Annotated in this window: 16 protein-coding genes; 6 read left to right on the top strand and 10 right to left on the bottom strand. The window is 70.2% G+C overall.

Translation table 11 applies throughout. From position 1 onward, the window contains the following. Positions 1–233: 233 nt before the first annotated feature. The gene (locus ACWGIH_RS07710; RefSeq protein ID WP_453447149.1) at positions 234–830 is read left to right on the top strand and encodes a DinB family protein; all 597 of its coding nucleotides are present in this window, start codon (positions 234–236) and stop codon (positions 828–830) included. Positions 831–965: 135 nt separating this feature from the next. On the opposite strand, the gene ACWGIH_RS07715 is transcribed toward ACWGIH_RS07710, so the two are convergent. From ACWGIH_RS07715 to ACWGIH_RS07740, 6 genes are all read right to left on the bottom strand, one after another. Next, positions 966–2,483 carry a hypothetical protein gene (locus ACWGIH_RS07715; RefSeq protein WP_453447150.1) on the bottom strand — a complete coding sequence of 506 codons (1,518 nt, stop codon included), beginning with the start codon at positions 2,481–2,483 and terminating at the stop codon, positions 966–968. Positions 2,484–2,582: 99 nt separating this feature from the next. Beyond that, positions 2,583–3,875 (bottom strand): ATP-binding protein, encoded by a 1,293-nt coding sequence (locus ACWGIH_RS07720; RefSeq protein ID WP_453447152.1) that lies wholly within the window; start codon positions 3,873–3,875, stop codon positions 2,583–2,585. A 195-nt stretch (positions 3,876–4,070) separates the two neighbouring features. Further along, positions 4,071–4,442, bottom strand: a complete 372-nt coding sequence (locus ACWGIH_RS07725) for an iron chaperone (protein WP_453447154.1) — start codon at positions 4,440–4,442, stop codon at positions 4,071–4,073. A 92-nt stretch (positions 4,443–4,534) separates the two neighbouring features. Further along, entirely contained in the window at positions 4,535–5,740 is a 1,206-nt protein-coding gene (locus tag ACWGIH_RS07730; protein WP_453447156.1) for a lytic transglycosylase domain-containing protein, read from the bottom strand. A gap of 35 nt (positions 5,741–5,775) precedes the next feature. Beyond that, positions 5,776–7,032 carry a lipase family protein gene (locus ACWGIH_RS07735; RefSeq protein WP_453447158.1) on the bottom strand — a complete coding sequence of 419 codons (1,257 nt, stop codon included), beginning with the start codon at positions 7,030–7,032 and terminating at the stop codon, positions 5,776–5,778. Positions 7,033–7,130: 98 nt separating this feature from the next. Next, entirely contained in the window at positions 7,131–8,342 is a 1,212-nt protein-coding gene (locus tag ACWGIH_RS07740; protein ID WP_453447160.1) for a glycosyltransferase, read from the bottom strand. Between the two features lie 92 nt (positions 8,343–8,434). Here ACWGIH_RS07740 and ACWGIH_RS07745 point away from each other — a divergent pair, with 92 nt between their 5' ends. The 3 genes from ACWGIH_RS07745 to ACWGIH_RS07755 all read left to right on the top strand — a co-directional run bounded on the left by ACWGIH_RS07745 (position 8,435) and on the right by ACWGIH_RS07755 (position 11,557). Continuing rightward, the gene (locus ACWGIH_RS07745; protein ID WP_453447162.1) at positions 8,435–8,671 is read left to right on the top strand and encodes a hypothetical protein; all 237 of its coding nucleotides are present in this window, start codon (positions 8,435–8,437) and stop codon (positions 8,669–8,671) included. A gap of 517 nt (positions 8,672–9,188) precedes the next feature. Then, a complete protein-coding gene (locus ACWGIH_RS07750) occupies positions 9,189–10,358 on the top strand; it encodes a DUF6801 domain-containing protein (protein WP_453447163.1) in 1,170 nt (389 codons plus the stop codon). Between the two features lie 158 nt (positions 10,359–10,516). Next, positions 10,517–11,557 (top strand): COG1470 family protein, encoded by a 1,041-nt coding sequence (locus ACWGIH_RS07755; RefSeq protein ID WP_453447165.1) that lies wholly within the window; start codon positions 10,517–10,519, stop codon positions 11,555–11,557. A gap of 155 nt (positions 11,558–11,712) precedes the next feature. Here the strand turns inward: ACWGIH_RS07755 and ACWGIH_RS07760 are convergent, their stop codons facing one another. Next, complete coding sequence (locus ACWGIH_RS07760; RefSeq protein WP_453447167.1) at positions 11,713–12,705, bottom strand: DUF6801 domain-containing protein; 993 nt, start codon at positions 12,703–12,705, stop codon at positions 11,713–11,715. A gap of 452 nt (positions 12,706–13,157) precedes the next feature. On the opposite strand from ACWGIH_RS07760, the gene ACWGIH_RS07765 reads away from it, so the two are divergent. After that, the gene (locus tag ACWGIH_RS07765; RefSeq protein ID WP_453447169.1) at positions 13,158–14,429 is read left to right on the top strand and encodes a DUF6801 domain-containing protein; all 1,272 of its coding nucleotides are present in this window, start codon (positions 13,158–13,160) and stop codon (positions 14,427–14,429) included. Between the two features lie 104 nt (positions 14,430–14,533). Beyond that, positions 14,534–15,682: a DUF6801 domain-containing protein gene (locus ACWGIH_RS07770; protein WP_453447171.1), complete on the top strand. Its 1,149-nt coding sequence runs from the start codon at positions 14,534–14,536 to the stop codon at positions 15,680–15,682. A gap of 55 nt (positions 15,683–15,737) precedes the next feature. On the opposite strand, the gene ACWGIH_RS07775 is transcribed toward ACWGIH_RS07770, so the two are convergent. The 3 genes from ACWGIH_RS07775 to ACWGIH_RS07785 all read right to left on the bottom strand — a co-directional run bounded on the left by ACWGIH_RS07775 (position 15,738) and on the right by ACWGIH_RS07785 (position 18,313). Further along, complete coding sequence (locus ACWGIH_RS07775) at positions 15,738–16,484, bottom strand: SAM-dependent methyltransferase (RefSeq protein ID WP_453447173.1); 747 nt, start codon at positions 16,482–16,484, stop codon at positions 15,738–15,740. A 159-nt stretch (positions 16,485–16,643) separates the two neighbouring features. Continuing rightward, positions 16,644–17,666, bottom strand: a complete 1,023-nt coding sequence (locus ACWGIH_RS07780; RefSeq protein WP_453447175.1) for an HTTM domain-containing protein — start codon at positions 17,664–17,666, stop codon at positions 16,644–16,646. Further along, the gene (locus ACWGIH_RS07785) at positions 17,663–18,313 is read right to left on the bottom strand and encodes a DUF5819 family protein (RefSeq protein ID WP_453447177.1); all 651 of its coding nucleotides are present in this window, start codon (positions 18,311–18,313) and stop codon (positions 17,663–17,665) included. The genes ACWGIH_RS07780 and ACWGIH_RS07785 overlap by 4 nt, the downstream gene beginning before the upstream one ends. Between the last annotated feature and the right edge of the window lie 19 nt (positions 18,314–18,332).

Below are 18,332 nucleotides of genomic sequence, written 5' to 3' on the forward strand. Positions count from 1 at the left end.
GGGGCCATGGGGGGTTCCTTGGTGTTTGTGGACCGGTTGGGTGCGCCCCCCCCGTCCCGCTGTGTCTCACACGGCTTCGCCCCGGCCCCCGCACCCCCGGCCGGGGCCACGTCCAGGTGCCGCACGCCGGCGCCAGGCTCCTTCCAGAAGTCCGCCTACCTCAACCTGGCCTGGCCGACCCGGCGTTCGGCGTTCACTCCCGACTGTCAGTGCCCGGTGGAAGACTGCCCGGCATGATCAAACCGAATCCGAAAGCAGACCTGCTCCGATACCTGCAAGAGGGGCGTGACGCCCTGGTGTGGAAGCTCGATGGGCTCTCGGAGTACGACATCCGCCGCCCGCTGACTCCCACGGGCACGAACCTGTTGGGACTGATCAAGCATGTCGCCTACGTGGAGATGGGCTACTTCGGCGACACGTTCGGGCGGCCGTTCTTCGACACGGACCCGCCTGCCTGGCGGCGCATCGAGGACGCTGAGCCCAACTCGGACATGTGGGCCACCGAAGACGAATCACGGGACCAGATCGTCGGGCTCTATCGTCAGGCGTGGGAGCACTCCAACAGCACGGTCGCGACGCTGCCGCTCGACGCCATCGGTCACGTCCCGTGGTGGCCGGAGGAGCGGCGGGAGGTGACGCTGAACCACATCCTGGTGCGCGTGATCTCCGATACTCAGCGGCACGCCGGTCACGCCGACATCGTACGAGAGCTCATCGACGGATCCGTCGGGTATCTGCAGGACAAGGACGCCTTGCCACCGGAGGATCAGGCGTGGTGGGAGAACCACCGGAGCCGCCTGGAGCGCGTGGCGCGGAAGGTCAACGGCTGATCTCGCCCTGCTGCCCGCTACGTTGACTCATAGGTCGGCCTTGCGGCGCCGTCCGGTCGGCCTGGGGCTGCTCGGGCGCCCCGGAACTGCTTGGGGCCGGGCGTTTCACCCGACTCAACCTGGCGAGCAGAGCGCCTACGGCTGCGGCACCAGACTTGACATCACGGCGAGTGGCAGCGACGGGTTGGCGGCCGCGGCTTCCACTACCCGCCAGTCGGTGTCGGTGAGCAACTCCGCGATGACGTGTGGCGCAAGGGCCGGGTGGGCGGCGGCCAGGGGCCGAGCCTGCTTGTCCGCCAAGCAGTTGTGCAGCGCAGGTCCCGTCGCGTTGCGGTGCCGGGCGACCTCGCGGAACGCCTTCCTCACCGGGGGTTCGTGCCGGGTCAGCTCCTCCAGCAAGGCCGAAGTCGCATCCGGGTTGGCCGCCACCTTGGCGATGACATGCACGCCGTGCCGGTCCACCATGGCGCGCAGCTGCGCTTCGGAAAGGCCCGGGTGCGAAGCGATGGACTTGACCACTTTCGCGTCGGGATCGGCGGCCAGCGCGTCGCGGGTTACGGTCGGAAGATCGCGTCGTTGCGCCACGAGCGTCCGCACGGCGGGGTCCGGCGACTGAGCCAGCTCCGCGACCTCGCCGCAAGAAGCGGCGGCAATCCGCGGCAGCAGGGTAGCGCCGATCTTGGTGGTGCGGGCCAGACCGATGAGCACGTCGAGAGGCACACGCGGGTTGTGGGCGAGCTCGCGCTGCACATCGTGGCCGCGGTCGACGGCCAGCGCTCGTATCAACGCCTCGTCGATCGCGGGATTCGCGGCAAGGTCGGCTCGGACACCAGGGTGGGGGTCCGTGGCGAGCCGTCCGTACGCCTCCGGGGGCAGATCGGAGCGTGCGGCCAGCGCCCAACGAAGCAGCGCGGAAGGGTGATCGACAAAGCGGACGGCGGCGTCGGTGGGTATGGCCGGGTTCTGCAGTGCCATCTGCTGCGTCGTGTGCGCGGTGGACTCGTGACCGCCGTCGCAGGAGGCACCCGGCAGCAGATCACAATCTGTGCGCGGGCAATGCGGGTCGTGCACGAACGGGATCTCTTCGCGGTCACAGACCAGGCAGCGCAGCGCCGGGGGCAGGCCCTCGCCGGTGAGCAGTGCCGCCAGCAGGGATGGGGGTGTTGCCTGGTTGGCCGCTGCCGCGCGGCGGACCTCGGCGTGCGGATGCCCCGCGAGCCTTGCGGCGATCGCTGACGTAGTCCACAAGGCGAGCTCCGCGACGACCCGTACGTCCGCGTCAGCGGCGAGCGTCTCCACCACATCGGGCGGGAGCCCGGAACAGGCGGCCAGCTTCTCCCGGCGCTCGACGTCTGGATCGGCCGCGAAGAGGCGCGCCCATTGCGGGCTGTCAACTGCTTCGCCGAGGAGGGCGAGGGCGGCGTGTGGCTGCGCGGCGGGATCGATGTCGGCAGCGGTCAATCGCCCCTCGGACGCAAGCCATACGGCGCTCTCTTCGACCCGCGCTACCAGGGCGACCGCCTGCGCATGGCTGAGGTCCGTGCGACAAGCCAGGTGCGCGGCGATGTCATCGTCCGCCCCCTCAATCAGCCGGTCGACCAGCTCGGATGGCAGAGCGTCATTGGCGGCCAGACCACACAGGACATGGTTCACAGAGGGCATCCTGCCCGGGCCGTGATCAAATGGCTCGCGGTTTTCCAGCCGCCAGGTGCCTCCGGAAAGTCGACAGAGTCTCCGGAGGCTCGCGCTGGGTCAGAACCGGGCGTGTGTGGTGATGTCCGATTCGAACTGGTCGATCATCTGCGGCGTCACCGTGGGACGGCACTGGGCGATCGCCTCCAGGTAGCCCGCCGTACTCGCGCCCGGCAATGCCTCCGTGGCCGCCCTTTGCCCGCCGGGCGAGACCAGATCACGCTCGAAGGAGTTCTGGGCGGCGATCCGGGCGGCGTGCTCGATGTCAGCGGGCGTGAACAGGTCGCTGGCTGCCACCAGCTCGTCGACGTCCACCTCCGGGCGCCCGTCCGTGTAGCGTGCCCAGATCGCCGCCCGGGCGGCCTTGTCCGGCGTACCGATCGGGATCAGGTAGTCGAAGCGGCCAGGCCGCAGGAAGGCCGGGTCCAGGGAGCGGATCGAGTTCGTCGCACACACCAGGAGCCGCTCGTCGCCCTCCCGGAAACCCGGGATCAGCTTGAGCAGTTCGTTGGTCACCCCGTGCATCCCGCCGGGCTGCGCCGGTTCCTGGCGGACGGGGGCGATCTCCTCGACCTCGTCGATGAAGACCAGGACGCGTTCCAGTTCAGCGATCGCCGCGAACGCGGAGCGCAGTGCCGCCGCCAGATTGCCCCCGTCGGCCAGCCGGGAGGGCAGGATCTCCACGAACGGCCAGCCGAGCCGCGAGGCGATGGCGCGCGCGAAGGTCGTCTTGCCGGTACCCGGTGGCCCGAACAGGCCCACCGCCCGCGGCGGGCGCACACCGTGGAGCGCCGCACGCTCCGGTTCGGCAAGCGGAAGCACGACCCGCCGTTCGATCAGGTCCTTCTCCCGCTCCATGCCGACGACCTTGGCCCACAGATCACCGGGCAGCAGCCGGCCGCCGAGGTCGTCGAGGACGCTGGCGGCGGGCCCGTGCACCGGCTCGACCTTCTCGAAGTAGGCGACGGCAGGCCGACGGGTGTAGCCCGCGTTGAGCAGCCCCTCGCCGAAAAGGTCCTCCTCGGGCAGGACGTAGGCGATCCGCCCGACCCGCGCGGCGATCAGGCGGCGCTCCAGCTCGACCAGGAGTGCGCTGGCCAGGCCGCGCCCACGCCAGGCCGGGGCGATCGCGATGCGCATCACCCAGGCCCGCTCCCCCGCCACGCAGGCGAGGGCCGTCCCGATGGGCACGCCCTGGTGGACGGCGACGACGCCCGGCTGGCGGGATGTCAGGGCACTGATGCACTCCGCCACGGAGAAGACGGATTCCTGGCCGAGTTCGGCCGTGGTGTCCATCAGGTGGACCACCGCGGCGAGATCGCTCTCGCGGTAGTCATGGATCAGCCAGTTCACAGGGCCCGCCCCTCGATCGTTCTCGTTGTCGCGCCGGTGCGGCGAGGCTAGAGGCGCGGGAGGTCACGGGTCGTGTGCCACTGTGCACAAGGCGCGGGGGGTGTTGCTACGAACCGTCACTGGGCGCATGGGTGCCTCGCGTGCAGGGCAGCCCGGGCCGGCCTGTCGCGCCCTGCCGGCCGCGAGGCGTGGGGGTCACATCCACAGCACCCCGTCCTCCTCGTGTTCGCGGACGCGGTAGGCGATCATGCGGCGCAGGAGAGCTGTCGGCACCGGCCTGCCGTAGAAGAGCTTGACCGTGCCCTTGCCGGTCTCGAGATCGCTGAGTTCGGCGTCGAAGGCTTCGCGGGTGCTGGGGGTGAATGCGAAGTTCGCGTGCTTCGCGTGGCCGCTGATCATGAACAGGATCGTTCCCGAGGGGTGCACCCAGGCGGGATGGCCCCATTTGATGGCCTCGCTCGCGTCCGGCACGGCCTCTCGGGTCAGTGCGTGCAGTTGCTCGAGCAGCTCACGGGCCTGACCGTCGAAGCCGTCGATGTACTCGTCGATCGTCTGGGGCTTGTTCACGGCGTCAGTCTGGCAGGGACCGGTTCATGTCCGGCCTTCGCTGCGTGAGGGGACACGCCGTCGAAATTCGCCGTGCCCCAGGGGCCGCTCCTCTACGGGCTGCAGGTCTCCGGGGGCCTTGAGTCGGTCGGCGAGGGCGAACCCGTCGGTGAGGGGGACGGTGAAGGAGAAGGGGGATCCGAAGGCGTCGTGGTGTCGGAGGGGGACGGTTCGTGTGTCGGGCTCGGGTCTGCGGAGGGGGTCGTCGGGGAGGGACAGTCCGGGGTGGTGGGGCCCGGGTCGGTGGGCCCGGGAGTGGTAGGCCTGGGGCGCGGGCCGGGGCCGGTGGGGCGTGGGCCGGGGCGGGTCGGGTCCGGCGAGGCGGAATCGCCGGGGCGGGGATTCGTCGGGTTTGCCGGCTGGGGGCCCACGACCAGGCCGCCTCCGCCGGCCGGCCGGGTCGCCGGGGTCTTGCCGCCCGGGCCGGGGCTGGTCGGCAACGGGCCCCGGCCGTCGGGGACCTCGTGGGCGCCGCGGCGGTAGAAGTCCAGCCAGGCCAGGACCGTGCGCAGGTAGGCGGTTGAGTGGTTGTAGCTGAGGATCGCTCGGTCTAGGTCCGCCTTGACGACGAGGTTGCGATGTCCGGCGCACAGGTAGCGGCCGGCGGCGAGCGCGGCGTCGTGGATGTTGTTGGGGTCGGCGCGGCCGTCGTCGTTGCCGTCAGCACCCCAACGGGCCCAGGTGGAGGGGATGAACTGCATCGGCCCCACTGCCCGGTCGTACGTCGCGTCGCCGTCGTATCTCCCGCCGTCCGTGTCGGAGATCCGGGCGAACCCGCTGCCGTTGAGGACAGGGCCGAGGATCGGGGTGAGCGTCGTGCCGTCCGCGTCGACCCGGCCGCCGCGGGCCTGTCCCGACTCCACTTTGCCGATGGCCGCGAGCAGTTGCCACGGCAGGTGGCAGCCGATGTCGGTGTCGGCGAGAGCGTCTTCGGCGCGGCGATAGGCGGTGAGGACGGTGGCCGGGATGCCGGACTGGGTTCGCGCCTCGGGGGTCTCGGTCCCGCCACCCGGTGCCCCTTTGCTGCCGCGCAGGGGCGGGAGTTCGGTGTGGTAGGCGTCGGCGGAGGGGCCCGCGGGCGGGGCCCACCCCTCGTTCCCGGTGGCGCGGTCCGGAGCAGCGTCGCGGCGGGGCGCGGCGAGTGGGCCGCCCGGCGCGCCCGATGCGGTCAGTCCGGCCACGGCGACGGCCGCGACGACGGTGCCGGCCATGCCCCGGCGCATGCGGCCGCTGCCCTTCCTGCGGTGCTTGTTGCTCATTGCCATGACTCGATCGCCTCTCGGAGTTGCGACGCTCAGCAGTTGGGGGCGGCGGGCCGGTCCGCGAAGCGGTCGGCGAGATACGTCATGGCCTCGGCGTTCGCCGCCTGGATCGGCCAGAGGTGGTCGGCCACGGGCGGATGGGCCGTGCTGTCGTACGTCTTCCAGGTCAGCGGCACGCCCTGTGCGCAGTACTGCTTGTGCAGGGCGTCGGCCTGGTTCGGTTCGACGAGGGCGTCCTGGGTCGCGTGGTACTGGAGCACCGGCACCTTGATCTTCGGACTGCTGCCGAGGGTGTTCTCCGTGTAGCGGGCGACCCAGGGCGCGTCGACGAGCGGGCTGCGGGTGACGTACGCGGACAGGGGCTTGTTGCCATACTTGTTGATCATCTCGAGGGCGCAGCCACCCGCTTCGAGGTCTGCGACCATGGCGCGTCCCGCGTCATTGAGCACGTCGCCGAACTTGAGCTCCGGATAGGCGTTGTCGAGGCCGATCAGGGCGTAGAAGAGGAAGCCGGAGCCGGGGCGGCCGTTGAGCGGCAATGCCACCTCCATCAGGTTGGCCGGGACGCCGCCCGCGACGATGCCCTTGAGCTTGAGCTCGGGCGCGTAGTCGGGCTGGAACTCGCCCGCCCACAGCGCGGCGCCGCCGCCCTGGGAGTAGCCGCGGAAGGCGACCGGCGCGTCGGCGGAGAGCCCGGTGGCGGGCAGCCGCTGCGCGGCGCGGACCGCGTCGAGGAGCGCGGGGCCCAGGGACTTTCCGACCATGTACGTGGTCTTCGGCCCGGGCCGGTAGCCCTCGTAGTCGGGGACGGCGACCGCGTAGCCCGCCCTGAGCATGGCGGTGAGGACCCACTGCTCGTACAGGGCGCCCTTGGCGATCATTCGGGACGGGGCGCAGCGGAAGGCCGGCCCCTGTGTGCCGGGCCCCCAGCCGACGATGGGCCGCGAGGCGGGCGTGCCGCCCTTGGGCACCATGACGGTGGCGGTCAGGGCGTGGGGCTTGCCGAGCGCGTCGGTGGACCGGTACATCACCTGCCACGTGTCGGCCAGGGCGCGCGGCATCGGGGTGCCGGGCTCGACCTTGCGGGAGCGGATGACGTCGCCGGGCTTCCCGTCGGGCAGGACGGACGGCGGTACGTAGAAGTCGTCGGGCGGCAGCAGCGCGGTCTTGCTCGCCGGAGCGTGGCGGGGCTCGCTGCCCGCCGTGCCCGGACAGAGTGTGCAGGCCGCGAGGATCAGGGCGAGGACGGCGGGCAGCCGCCCCGCCCGGCGGGATATCCGTGTCGGCATGTCAGTTCCTCTGGGGCCGGTGGCACCTGGTGGCTGATGGCTTGTGGGACAGGGCCGTTCTCGCGGCCGCTTGCGGCTGGTCGGCGGGCTGCGCTCGGCTATATCTGCAGTCCCTGCCCTGCGTTCTCCTGCTCCGCGATGGCGAGCTCTTCAAGGTGTGCCGCCGCGATGGGGGCCCCGCCCGCCTCGCGGAAGGAGTGGCTGACACGGCGAGCGGCGGCGGTGTAGTGAGGTCGGCCGAGCACGGCGTCAAGCGCGGATCCGACGGCCTTGGCATCGGTCCGGCCGAATCGCACCCGCACGCCCGCGCCCACGGCGGTGACCTGGGCGGCGATGACGGGCTGGTCATGGCGGGCCGGCGCCACCACCAGGGGGACGCCGTGCCACAGGGCCTCGGTGACGGTGCGGTGTCCGGCGTGACAGACGATGGCGTCCGTGCGGGCCAGAAGGGCGAGTTGCGGCACTGAAGGGCAGATCAGGAGATTGCCGTCGTCACGCGGTGGGCCGAGGACGTTGTCGGGGTCGACGACCACGGCCCGCAGTACGCGTGATCGGGCGCGTATGCCCTCGACGCACTGGGCGAGGAAGTGGGCGCCCACCGTGGTGTCGGCGGTGTCGAGGGAGACCAGGACCAGCGCCCGGTCGTCGTCCCCGTCGACCCAGCCCCAGGGGAAGTCGGTGGCATCGGCGGGCGAGTCGGGTACCTGGCCGAGAGCCGGACCGATGAAGCGCACCGGACCGCGGTCGGACGCCTGCGGGCCGGTGAGTTCGCTGGTGGAGAACGCGAGCGTGAGCCTCGGCGAGAACCGCGGGTCATAGCGGGCCGAGGGGTCGCCGAGACGCAGCCGCAGGCCGTCGAGGAGGTCGGTGAGCCACTGGTCGAACTGCGGGGTGTCGCTGGGGCCGCGCGACAGCTCGACTGAGGTGGCCGAGGAAGTGACGTAGGGGACGCCGAGCCGTTCGGCGACCAGTGCGCCCGCGATGGTCTGCTGGTCGACGACGAGCACGTCGGGCCCGAACTCCAGGACGGCAGCGGTCACTCCGGGCGCCATGGCGTGCGTGAGCGGGACGAAGAAGTCCTCCCACAGGAACCTCAGAGCAGCCACGCCGCGCAGATCGCGGGGTCCACCGACACCAGGAGTGCCCGCGCAGGGGAAGACGTGGTGGCCGGCGGCCACCAGACCTTCCAGGGCGGCGGGCTGGCCGGCCCAGGCCACCTCGTGCCCCCGGACGGCGAGTTCGGCGGCGACCGCCGATGCCGGGTTGACGTGGTCGGCGAGCGGCGGCATCACGAAGAGGAAGCGGCTCATCGGGCATCGCCGCCGCGCAACAGCCGGGTGCCTGTCGCGCACGGGCGCTTGGTTCGAGGGCGCCATGCGCCCGTGGGCGGTCGTGCCGCGGTATGAGCGAGCAGGCCGGGGGTGGTGTACCCCGCAATGCCCAGGGCCGGTTGGGCATTGCGGGTGTCGGTGAGCCCGCTGCGGCGGCGTTCGTCTGCGTCATGGGCGAAGCGGCCGGGCTGGCAGAGGCGGCGGGACGGGCGGGGCCGGCGGGCGAGCTTCTCGCGAACGTGCCGGTCGCCGACCCCGCCGAGACCGGGTGCGCCGAGGGTTCCGGCCCGGCGCACCGCGCTCGCTGATCTCCCGTCCACGCGGCCGGAAGGGCTCAACCCCGGGACCGGGTCGGGGATTGCCTCACAAGACAGCATCAGAACTCCGACCGCTCGGCGAAACAGGCACAAGCACAGGTGCAGGCACGGGCAATGCACGGGTGCGGGCACAGGAAATTGCGTTGCATTGACAATCGAGCCGAATGCGGAAGCTAGCCGCGCACAGAGAAGCCGGTCAAGAGCCGTTTCGCTGCGTGCCGAAGATCTGTTGCGGAGTGAGTAAGGAGCAGGGATCAGTTGTCACCCGGACTTACCTCAGGGTTTTGGCATCGACGTACAAGTTCGGGTCGCGTATTACTCATCCAGGGATGAAGCAGCCCCCAAAACCAGGCAGCTGAATTCTGATGGTAATTGACACCTTGACCGCCCAACTACCCGTCAGTAGTTTACCGATCCGAAACAGGACCGTATCTGGCGAAGATAACGACATGTACGGCCATTCTTCCTTCACCCGTTCTGCTCGTTCACGCAGTACGAGAGGCAGCTCATGAGAGCTAATCACAAGAGAGCCGGGGTGCGTGGCGCCCTGGCGGCGGTCGCGACCGCCGGGCTGGTCACCGGTCTGCTCACCGTCACCGGAGGTACCGCTTCGGCCGTTCCGCTGAAGCTGAATCAGAAGTACACCTGCAAGTTCCCGATCATCAACAACGACCCGATCGAAATCGAGATCACCGCCGACATGCCCGCCACCATGAACGTGGGCGAGACAGTCCCCGAGTACGACATCAAGGCCGTCACCAAGGTCAGCGCCCGCGCCGCACAGGGCCTGGGCGTCATGGGAGCGGTGACCCTCGAGGGCAAGGCCACCGCCGACGTCAACGTCACCCTCCCCGGCGGCACCGGCAACCTGCCCATCAAGGTCGTCAACACCGTCGCCAAGGCCAACATCCCCAATCCGGCAGCGGCGTTCACCGTCGACGCCACCGGCAAATCGCCCGGCTCCCTGCTGACCTGGGCCGATCCCGGTACCGCCACGTTCAATGTCACGGGCCTCAAGCTGCACAACATGATCGCCCGCGACACCGCGGGCAATCCTGTCCAGCTCCCGCCGTTCGGCGACGAGTTCGAGACGGCCTGCACGCTCGACGCAGGTCAGCCGACGCTCCTGCACACGATGGAGATCCAGGGCGGCGGCACCGACCCCGGACCCGACCCGGACCCCGGACCCGACCCGGACCCGGGCACGGACCCCTCGACGGGCAAGCAGAACGTGAACACCAAGGTGACCCCCAAGCAGGGCGGCGGTCAGCTCACCATGGCCCAGGCGGGCGACACCGTCGCGCTGTCCCCGGTCGAGGAGGGCGCGGGCGGCAGCTCGACCGGCGATCTGCGGAAGGTAACCGTCAAGGACGCCCGTAACGGCGCCACCGGCTGGTCGCTCACCGGGAAGGTCACCGACTTCACGGGCGGCGCCGGCACCATCGGCGCGGACAAGCTCGGCTGGACACCGTCCTGCGAGACGGCGGCGGGGTCGGCAAGTACCTGCGTGCCGGGCACCCAGGGCACGGTCGGCGGGGCGGGCGCCACGCTCGCGAGCGCGCCCGACGCGGCCCAGACCGGCGGCGAGTTCACCGTCGGCGCTGGCCTCGCGCTCGACGTACCGGCGACCGCGGCCGCCGGTGACTACGCGGCCGTGCTCACGCTGACGCTGACCTGACCCTACGCCCGGCCTGGTGGACCGACCGTCGTGCGACGGCCGGTCCACCTCTTCGGCATTCCACCGCCCGCTCAACTGCCCCTCCCCTGCCCTGTTTTCCGCTCCATTCCCCTCCCGTCCCGTCGCTTCTCCTCGCATCTCGTCGCTCTGGGGGCCGCATGCACCTCGTCCGTACGCAGCTCATGCATCGCAGATACACCGCCCTGCTCATCACCGCCCTGGCCTTGGCGCTCGGCCTGCTCACCGCGAGCCCGGCACCGGACGCGTTCGCCGCCGACAACGGCCGCTGGTCCGTCTTCCCCGCCGACAAGACCAGCAAGAACGGCAAGAACAGCAAGGCCGACAAGAAGGGCGGCAAGAGCCACGCCCACCGGGCGTACTTCCGGATGAAGGCTGATCCGGGGCGCACCGTGCACGACAAGGTCACCGTCTCCAATCTCGCCAAGGAACCGGTGACCTTCCTGCTCTACGCCGCCGACGCGTACAACACCCCCCGCGACGGCGGCTTCGCGGTGCGCGAGCCCACCGAGAGGCAACGCTCCGTCGGGGTCTGGACGCGCCTCGAACGCTCCGAGGTCACGGTCCCGGCGGGCGGCAAGACCACCGTGCCCTTCACCGTCGCCATTCCGCGTACCGCATCGCCCGGCGACCATCCCGGAGCCGTCGTCGCCCTGGACAAGCGCGTCGCCCGGTCCAAAGGCACCGGCGTTGGCATCCGGCAGGCTGTCGGCGCCCGCATCTATCTGCAGGTCAACGGCGAGCGAGCACCCGGACTCAAGGTCCAGGACGTCCGCTTCGACTACGAGGTTCCGCTGGTGCCCGGCCTCGGCAAGGACGCCACGGTCACGTACACACTCGTCAACAGCGGCAATGTGCAGCTCGAGCCGCGGGTCGACCTCAAGGCGAAGGGCTTGTTCGGCCGGACGTCCTTCGACAGCGCGGGCAACAAGTTGCCGGCCGAGCTGATGCCGGGCCAGCGGGTACGGATCACCCAGAAATGGGCCGCGCCACCGCCGCTGGACTGGGGCAGCGTCGAACTGACCGCGAGCGACGAGAAGGGCGAGCTGGTGGAGAGCGGCAGCACCGCCTACCGCACGGTGAACTGGGGTCTTCTCGTGACGCTGGTTCTGATGGTGCTCTTCCTGGTCGTGGGGGTGGTGGTGCGGCGCCGCAGGGCTCGCACCGCCGCGCGGACTTGAGCCGTACGACCCCCTCGCGGGGCGCGCGGTCGCCGCGTACGGAACGACAGCGGGCCCGGAGCGCCGTCGCTGCTCCGGGCCCGCTGTCTGCACTGCCGTACGGCGGGGAGCCACCTGGATCGCAGGGGCTCCGGGAGTGCCGCGAAGCAGCAGCCTCAGATGGTCTGCTCGTCCCTCCTGATGCGCCGGGGCAGGTAGTGGAAGGCGGCTATACCGGCGGCGCTCAGACCTCCTGCCGCCGCCAGCGTCAAGCCGACGCCGGACATGCCGGTCGCCGCGAGTGCGCCAGAGCCGCCGGTCACCTGTGTGCCCAGCTGGGTGCCGGAGGATCCGGAGCCGCTCGATCCGGCGCCGCCCGAGGTGCCGGAGCCATCGCCCGATGAGCCGCCGGTCGTGGTGCCGGGGCCGGTCGGGTCCGTGGGATCAGCGGGATCGGTCGGCGGGTCGGTGGGCGGGTCCGTCGGAGGATCGGTGGGCGGGTCGGTCGGCGGATCCGTGGGTGGATCCGTGGGGTCCGTACCGCCGTCGCCGGTGATCGTCATGGTGTGCAGGAGCGTCTTCTGACCGGCGTCGAGCGTGCACTCCGCGGTGAACTCGTCGCCGTTCGGCGGGAGCGGAACGGGCGCGCCCGCCGCGTCCCTGGCGATCATGTTGTGCAGCTTCAGGCCCTTCACGTCGAAGGCCGCCTCGCCCGCGGAGCCCCAGGTCAGCAGCCCTCCGGGAGACTTGCCGGTCGCCGTCACCTCGAATGCCGCGGCGGGGTCGGGGATCTCGGCCTTGGCAACGGTGTTGACAACCTTGATGGGCAACGTGCCATCACTGCCGGGCTGGGTGACGACCACATCGGCGGTGGCCTTGCCCTCCAGCGTGACCGCGCCGAGCACCCCGAGGCCCTGCGCGGCGCGCGCGCTGACCTTCGTGACGGCCGTGATGTCGTACTCGGGGACCGTCTCGCCGACTTTCATCGTGGCGGGCATGTCTGTGGTGATCGCGGCTTCGATGGCGTCATTGCCGATGATCGGGAACTTGCAGGTGTATTTCTGCGTCAGGGACACCGGCTCAGCCGATGCGCTGCCGCCGCCGGCGGTCAGCGCGAGCACCACCCCGGCAACCCCGGTCAGGGCCGATCCCCGTACCAGCCTCGCCATGACTTTTCCCGGTTGCTCTCCCCTGCGGTCTCCCATGCGATCTCCCATGTGTGGCCCCATTTCTGAGAATTGACACAATCCAGAAATGACTACTGGCAAGTAAGGTGCCAGTCAACCCGATCGGCACAGTTCGGCAATGTGCGGTGGCGACTGCCTCACAATTTGTCATCCCCGCACTGTCCCGTACTCACCGGAGCCACAAAACTTCCGGGCCCTCAACTTCCCCTGCCAGCGGGCAGGAACAGGCCTTGACCATCCAACTACTCATCAGTAGTTTGCGTATTCGAAACACCGCCGTAGCGTCTGCGGCATTTCAGTCGACAGATTCCCTCGAAGCGGCGCATTTCACGTCTCCCGATTCCCTTGGACAGCTGGGCCGGCGAGTCCGGAATCGCGGAGATGGCACACCCGACCTTCGTTTGTGCCCATTCACGTAGCCCGAGAGGTAGCTCATGGGAGTGCACAAGAGACAAGCCAGGGCACGCGGTGCCCTGAGCGCGGTGGCGGCCGCCGGCCTCGTCACCGGCCTGGTCACCCTCAGCGGTGGTTCCGCCTCCGCCGACCCGGTCAAGCTCACGCAGAAGTACACCTGTAAGTTCCCGATCATCAGCAACGACCCGATCGAAGTTGAGATCTCCGCCGACATGCCCGCCACCATGAAGGTGGGCGAGACAGTCCCCGAGTACGACATCAAGGCCGTCGCCAAGGTCAGCGCTCGCGCCGCACAGGGCCTGGGCGTCATGGGTGCGGTGAGTCTCGAGGGCAAGGCCACCGCCGATGTCAACGTCACCCTGCCCGGCGGCACCGGCAACCTTCCCATCAAGGTCGTCAACACCGTCGCCAAGGGCGACATCCCGAACCCCGCGGCGGGGTTCACCCTCACCGCCACCGGCAAGTCGCCCGGCTCCCTGCTGACCTGGGAGAACGAGGGCACGGCCAAGTTCGACGTGACCGGCCTCAAGCTGCACAACATGATTGCCCGTGACGCGTCGGGCGCCCCCGTCCAACTGCCGCCGAACGGCGATGAGTTCCCGGCGGACTGCACCCTGGACGCGGGCCAGCCCACCGCGCTGCACACGATGACCATCACCGGCGGCAGCACCGATCCCACGGACCCGCCGACCGATCCGCCCACCGACCCTCCGACCGACCCGCCCACGGACCCGCCGACGGATCCGCCCACCGACCCGCCGACGGACCCGCCCGGGGACGACCCGGTGAAACTCAACTTCGGCATCAAGGGCAACTCGTTCATCAAGGCGGCCAACGGCAACGCCCCGCTCACGGGCGGCATCAACACCCGCTACGACCTGAACAAGGGGACCTTCGACGCCGACCTGACGCTCGATCCGACCAAGGGCAAGTTCACCATCATGGGCTTCCTGCCCACGACCGCGGACATCGCCTTCGAGCAGACCGGCAAGACCACCGGCACGCTGGACACGGCCGGGGCCCTGACGTCGAAATCCGAGATGTTCGTCAAGCTCTCCAGCGTCACCGCCTTCGGTCTCCCCATCGGCGGCGGTGCCGACTGCAAGACCTCCTCGCCCGCCAAGGTCGACCTCGCCAGTGAGGGCCGCTTCCAGCCGTACAAGGGCGGCAAGCTCAAGGGCACCTACACCCTGCCCGGCATCAAGGGGTGCGGCGCCCTCAACGGCATCATCAGCACGTTCATGGCAGGGCCCGGCAACACCATCGACATGGACCTCACCTACAAGAGCTAGGACCACGCCCCAGCGGTGAGTCCGCGTCCCGATCCGGCCCCCCGCCCTTTCGAGGCGGGGGGCCGGACCCGTTCCCCCGAGAACTTGGAGATGCAGTGCTGAGATTGCGCGCCACAGCGTGGCGGGCCGCCCCCGCCGTCGTGCTGCTTGCCGGGCTGATCGGCTTCACCTCCGGCCGGCCGGCCGCCGCGGACCCGGTGTCCCTGACGCAGACCTACACGTGCGTGTTCCCGCTCATGGAGGAGGATCCGCTGACGGTCGTCATCACGGCGGACCTGCCGGCCAAGGTGCGGGTCGGCGAGCAGATCCCTGCCTTCCGGGTCTCCTCCGTGTCCACGGTCAGCAAGGCGGCGGCCACCGCCCTGCGCACCGTCGGCGGCACCACCCTCGAAGGCGTCGCCACGGCGGGCGTCACCGTACACATGCCGGAGGGCCCGCTGGACATCGGCCTCGACAACACCCTTCCGAAGACCCCCCTGCCGCAGCCGCCCGCCGACTTCGACGTGACCGCCACCGGGCAGGCCCCGGCACTGACGTTCCGGCAGCCCGGCAGCGTGAAGGTCGACGTCACCAGCCTGCTCCTGACGATGAACCCGCGGGATGCGACCGGCGCCAAGACGGCCCTCGACACCTTCGAGACCGAGTGCACCCTTGATCCCGCCGACCAGAACAAGACGCTGCACACCATCCAGGTCGAACCGGGTGCGACGGATCCGACCGACCCGCCGGACCCGGGCGGCGAGCCGGTGCAGCTGAGTTACGGCATCAAGGGCAACTCGTTCGTCAAGGCGGCCAAGGGCAGCGCTCCGCTGGCCGGCGGCATCGACACCCGCTACGACCCGGACAAGGGAACCTTCGACGCCGACCTGGAACTCGACCCGACCAAGGGCAAGTTCACCCTCCTCGGCCTCCTGCCCGCCACCGCGGACATCGCCTTCGAGCAGACCGGCACGACGACAGGGACTCTAGACACGGCAGGCAGACTCACGTCGCGCTCCCGGATGTACGTCAAACTCACCGGCGTGAACGCGCTCGGCCTGCCCATCGGCGGCGGACCGAACTGCAAGACCGTAGAGCCCGCCGAGATCGACCTCGTCAGCCAGGGCCGCTTCCAGCCGCGCACCGGCGGCAAGCTCAAGGGCACCTACACCCTGCCCGGCCTGAAGGACTGCGGCGGCTTCAACGACATCATCAGCACGTTCATGGCAGGGCCCGGCAACAGCCTCAACCTGGACCTCACGTACGAGAAGTAGCGACCACGCGCGGGTCCGGACAGCGATGCCGCCCGGACCCGCGCTCATCGGGCCGTCAGCGGCCCATCAGTGCGAAGAGCCCCCAGCCGAGGTATTCCCGCTCGTAGCGCGTGTAGCGGGCGGGATCGGTGGTGAGCTCGGCCCGTACCTCGGCGGCCAGCTCGTCATCGGGGTTCTGGTCGAGCCAGCGGCGGAGATTGAGCCACTGTGCCGCTCGATACCGGTCCCAGCTGTCCTGATCGGCAAGGACCATTTCCACGACGTCGTAGCCGAGATCGCCGAATTGCTCGATCAGCTCCGGCAGAACCAGGAAGTCGTCCCTGCTGTCGGCGTGGCAGGCCTGGGCGGTTTCCAGATCCGGCACTTCCCGACGCCAGAACGGCTCACCGATCAGCATCAGGCCCCCGGGGCGCAGGCTTTGGCCGAGCAGCTCGACGGTGCCGGCCACGCCGCCGCCGATCCAGGTGGCGCCGACGCACGCGGCGAGATCGACCGGCTCGTCCGCGACGAAGCCGGCGGCGTCGTCGTGCACGAAGGTGACCCGGTCCGCGACGCCGAGTTCAACGGCACGGGCGCGGGCCTTCTCGGTGAACACCGTGCTGATGTCCACTCCGGTCCCGGTGACGCCGTGGTCGCGGGCCCAGGTGCACAGCATCTCGCCCGATCCGCTGGCGAGGTCGAGCACGCGCGTGCCGGGTGCCAGGTGCAGCGCATGGCCCAGGACGGCGAGCTTGCCAGGGGTGATCGGATTGTGGACGCGGTGGCTACTTTCGCGGATGGTGAAGATGCGTGGAAGATCCACTTGGGGTGTTCCTTCGGTTTGATGAGGTCATGGCGTGTGCGGGCGACAGCTGACCGGAGTCGGCAGTCGTGGCTCGGACCGTCATCAAACACACCTCGTTCGCACGCATGGATCTTGAGCCGCCGAGTGTAAACACCACGAGGCGACGCCTCCACCGGATTACGGGTTCGTCGCGTGGGACGAGCGCGGCAGCCGCACCGCTCGGGCCGCGCCCAGCCAGAACGACGTCGGCAGGAACACCAGATCTCCCACGATGGTGATCGCCGAGAACATCGGCAACGCCATCAGCAGCCCGATGCCCATATGCGTGCCCAGCATCACGACCAGGACCGCGTACTTGAGCCGCGGCACGAACACCAGGGCGGGAAACAGCAGTTGGGAGGCGACGGTCACATAAGCCGCCAGCGCCAGCGCGCTCCCCTGCCCCGCCAGCCAGCCGGAGAGCTCCGGGAACGTCGCGAAGTCGTCGAGCCGCAGGGCGTAATGCAGCGCGCTGCCGTCCCGCCACGTCTCACCACGGATCTTGTAGAGGGCCGCGGTGCCGTAGACCACCATCACCTGGAAGCCGATCAGTGCCATGCCCGCGTTGTGCAGGACGGTGACGATGCGGCGGCGCAGCTCTTCGTACGGGGTCACGGCTGCGGAGGTCGCACGGGCGGCTCGGCGGGCGTCCAGGGACCATCGGCGGCCCGAGGCGCACAGCACCAGGTAGTTGGCGAACAGGAGGCTCAGCAGCTCGAACCCGCTGCTCGCGACCGTCGAGCGCATGGAGAAGCCCGCGACGACGAAGGCGAAAAGGACCGCCATGACGCGGGTGTGCCAGCCCAGCAGGTACAGCGCACTGACCGCGACGGCCAGCACATAGGCCGCCCAGAAGTAGTCGGGGCTCTGGGTGCCCAGCCAGGTGTACCACCAGGACAGCCGGCCGTCGGCGCCGCGTGCCTCGACCGAGGCACGGAACAGTTCGGGGGTGTACGGGGACCCTGGGCCCCAGAGGCGGTCCGCGTGGCCCGCCTCGCGGAGCAGGTTCAGCAGGAAGAGGCCCGAGACGCCGATGCGGAGGACTGCGGCTCCGTACAGCCCGAACGGCACGAGAACCACGGCGTGCAGTCGCTCCCGCACGCCCTGACCGGCGTCCTCGGCCACGGCGGGCCCCGCACCCGAGGCCTGGCGCAACGTCACGGCACCACCTCCCAGGTGCCCAGCGGTCGGCGGCTCGCGACCGGTGCGGGCTCGCCGGGTGGGGGGATGGACGCGGTGCGCAGACGCAGCTCGACGGCGTCCGGGCGGGGCTCGCCGAGGTCTTGCAGGCGTACGACCACGACGTTGCGCAGATACTGCGCCGCAGGGGTCAGCGGCGCCCTCAGCTGGGTGTGGGGCGAGCCCGCGAGGTGGACGCTGACCGCCTTGCGCAGGACGGTCTGGTCCTCTCGGCTGGGCAGCGGGTTGCCTCGGTGCGCGGCGATGTCGCGGGCGGTCAGGTCGATCCAGTGGCCGGGCTGGCCCGCGCGCCAACTGCGTGCTTCCAGACGGGCGTTGGCGCGGGGCGGGTCGGGCGCGAAGATGTTCCAGTCCTGCGGGAAGAGCGGCTGCAGCCACGCGTGGGCCTGCGCCGGGCGGGTGTTGGCCGAGGAGAGGGCCGGGCTGACGTACAGGGCCAGGAGCGCCATATGGGCCAGCGCGGTGAGCATGATCAGCAGGGCGGCGCCCCGACCCACCGCGCTCAGCGGGCCGCCGAGCGGGACGCCTCGGGGCGCCAGCGGGTCGGGAGGCGCGGCCAGGCGATCCCCGTGGTCCGGGCCGGCCATCCGGTCGGTGTGGTCCGTCACGCCGTCCACGGGCGTCCCG

The sequence above is a fragment of the Streptomyces sp. NPDC054872 genome (assembly GCF_053610705.1).

What these genes read in the sequence shown, in the direction of transcription:
- ACWGIH_RS07730 (WP_453447156.1), bottom strand. Translation starts at nt 5,740, where the DNA reads ATGAGCAACAAGCACCGCAGGAAGGGCAGCGGCCGCATGCGCCGGGGC.
- ACWGIH_RS07735 (WP_453447158.1), bottom strand. Translation starts at nt 7,032, where the DNA reads ATGCCGACACGGATATCCCGCCGGGCGGGGCGGCTGCCCGCCGTCCTC.
- ACWGIH_RS07755 (WP_453447165.1), top strand. Translation starts at nt 10,517, where the DNA reads ATGCACCTCGTCCGTACGCAGCTCATGCATCGCAGATACACCGCCCTG.
- ACWGIH_RS07710 (WP_453447149.1), top strand. Translation starts at nt 234, where the DNA reads ATGATCAAACCGAATCCGAAAGCAGACCTGCTCCGATACCTGCAAGAG.
- ACWGIH_RS07745 (WP_453447162.1), top strand. Translation starts at nt 8,435, where the DNA reads ATGAGCGAGCAGGCCGGGGGTGGTGTACCCCGCAATGCCCAGGGCCGG.
- ACWGIH_RS07740 (WP_453447160.1), bottom strand. Translation starts at nt 8,342, where the DNA reads ATGAGCCGCTTCCTCTTCGTGATGCCGCCGCTCGCCGACCACGTCAAC.
- ACWGIH_RS07765 (WP_453447169.1), top strand. Translation starts at nt 13,158, where the DNA reads ATGGGAGTGCACAAGAGACAAGCCAGGGCACGCGGTGCCCTGAGCGCG.
- ACWGIH_RS07760 (WP_453447167.1), bottom strand. Translation starts at nt 12,705, where the DNA reads ATGGCGAGGCTGGTACGGGGATCGGCCCTGACCGGGGTTGCCGGGGTG.
- ACWGIH_RS07750 (WP_453447163.1), top strand. Translation starts at nt 9,189, where the DNA reads ATGAGAGCTAATCACAAGAGAGCCGGGGTGCGTGGCGCCCTGGCGGCG.